The sequence below is a fragment of the Acrocarpospora corrugata genome (assembly GCF_009687845.1).
Taxonomy (GTDB): domain Bacteria; phylum Actinomycetota; class Actinomycetes; order Streptosporangiales; family Streptosporangiaceae; genus Acrocarpospora; species Acrocarpospora corrugata.
In genome coordinates this window covers 1-1,606 of sequence record NZ_BLAD01000007.1, presented here as the reverse complement: position 1 = coordinate 1,606, position 1,606 = coordinate 1, and the positions used below count along the sequence as shown (strand labels likewise).

The window sequence follows — 1,606 nt, the reverse complement described above, 5'->3', positions numbered from 1 at the left end:
GTAACTGGTTAGGTCTCCCGAATTGAGCGTGCGTTATCACGCGGCTGTGGGCCACGTAATGGCATGGGCGTTGCCGCGAAGCCGGTCCACGATGGTGAGGGGCCGGGCGGTTCCGGGCAGCCAGGGACGGCCCTCGGCGAGTTCGACCAGAGCGTGGAAGAAGTCGACTCCGTGTTTGCGAGCGGTGGCCAGGTAGCTGCGGATCGCACAGAACTGCTCAGCGCCGGCCAGGGTGCGCAGGCAGCCGGACACCTTCTGCCGTAACTTGATCATTCTGATCTCGCGCTCGGCCGCATTGTTATCGAAGGGCACCAGCGGATCGACGGTGAACCGCAGGTAGTCGGCCTGCCGGTCGCGCATCCGCACCGCGAGCGCGTACTGCTTTCTCATCAGCTTCGAGGAGCGGGCCTTGGTGTCGTTCGCCCCGATCACCACGGCGCTGCGCCACAGCTGGACCTGCTCGGCCAGCGCGTCCTGGTCCAAGCGGTCCAGCCCGCCCGCCGCCGGCGCGGCCTCAACCCGGGCCTTCATCTCCAGCAGCGCGTCGGCGGCCTGGGCTGCCCAGCACCACCGCCCGTCGGGGGTGGTGTCGATGACCTGCTGCAATTCGCGCAGCACGTGGGCATTGCACAAAGCATGCGTGACCTGGGTGTAGGTGTCGTACGGCGCCCACGCGTCGTGCACCGCGACCCCGCCGAAGACGGGCAACACGCCAGCGGCGCCCATCGCCTCGGTGCCGCGCTTGCGGTGCACGGTGATCAGCGACCACTTCCCGGTCGAGGCCGAATGCACCCAGTGCAGCCGTCCCGCGACCCGGAACCCGGTCTCGTCGAAGTGCGCGACCGGCGAGACGGCGACCTCCGCACACGCGCGAGCCAAGAACCCGTCCAGCCGGGCCGCGGCGCGGGCGGCCATGGCCAGCACCGTCGCGCCCGAGACCGGCACCCCGAACAACTCGCTCAACGCCTGCGCGGTGCGATCCTTGGACAGGAACTGCCCGATGTAGAGGTACAGGACGATCGCGGTGATCCGGGTGCCGTACTGCACCGCGGTCGTCACGCCGTCGGGCGGCCGGCCCTTGGTGACCAGCCCGCATCCACATCGGCGGGCGATTAGCCGATGCTCGGTGACGGTGACCTGCACCGGCGGGACGTCGACCACCTGACGGCGTTCCACCCCGACCTCGGGCGCCCCGGCCAGACCCGCCCCACACCCCCGACAGGCATGCGGCTCATGCCGCTTCACTCGATCGGGCGTCTCCACCGTCTGCAACGTCTCACCCGGGTGTCCCATCTCGCGCCCCGGCCGTCGCCGCCCGCTCCGGCGCAACGATTTCGGCGCGGGCTTGGCCAGCCCGTCCGACGACGGCGGCTTGGAGGAGTTCTCCGAGGTCAACCTGAGACGCGCCTCCAGATCCGAGATCCGCGCACGCGCCTTGGCCAGTTCTTCACGTGTCTCCTCCAGCGCCACACCCAACTGCACGACCAGCGCCGCCAACTCGTCATACGAGGGCTTCGACGCGGACGAGGAGGACACACACGAGATGATCGAGGATCACGAGCCGGTGATCAAATCGGACAGGCAGGAAGGGCACCTAACCAGTTAC

General features: G+C 68.8%; 1 protein-coding gene. It reads right to left on the bottom strand.

What is annotated here, in order from left to right:
- Positions 1-36 precede the first annotated feature (36 nt).
- Entirely contained in the window at positions 37-1,536 is a 1,500-nt protein-coding gene (tnpC, locus tag Acor_RS00055; RefSeq protein WP_218034031.1) for an IS66 family transposase, read from the bottom strand.
- Positions 1,537-1,606 lie beyond the last annotated feature (70 nt).